General features: G+C 61.6%; 1 protein-coding gene. It reads left to right on the top strand.

Annotated elements, in window-relative coordinates; translation table 11 throughout:
• On the top strand, nt 1–320 hold a 320-nt coding region (locus GSQ93_RS19480), incomplete at both ends, for a fimbria/pilus outer membrane usher protein (RefSeq protein WP_158937295.1).

Below are 320 nucleotides of genomic sequence, written 5' to 3'. Positions count from 1 at the left end.
TATAGCAAGTTCATCGCGGCCACCGACACGAACGTATCGGTCGCGGCGTATCGCTTCTCGACGGCGGGGTACTTGAACCTGAACGATGCGGCCACGGTGCGCGATATCGCGGATCACGGTGGCGATATCAACTCGATTTACAGGCAACGTAACCGCATGCAGGTGTCGGTGAACCAGAAGCTGGGCGACCACGGCACGATGTTCGTGACGGGCTCGTCGCAGAACTACTGGAACCGGGGCGGCGCCGACACGCTGTTCCAGGCCGGCTACACGAACGGGTTCAAGTACGGCACGTACAGTTTGACGGCTGGGCGCACGCG

Source organism: Burkholderia sp. S171 (genome assembly GCF_009766085.1).
In the GTDB taxonomy this organism is placed as follows: domain Bacteria; phylum Pseudomonadota; class Gammaproteobacteria; order Burkholderiales; family Burkholderiaceae; genus Caballeronia.
The sequence above is the reverse complement of the archived record's forward strand: the minus strand, read 5'-3'. Positions and strand labels throughout refer to the sequence as shown.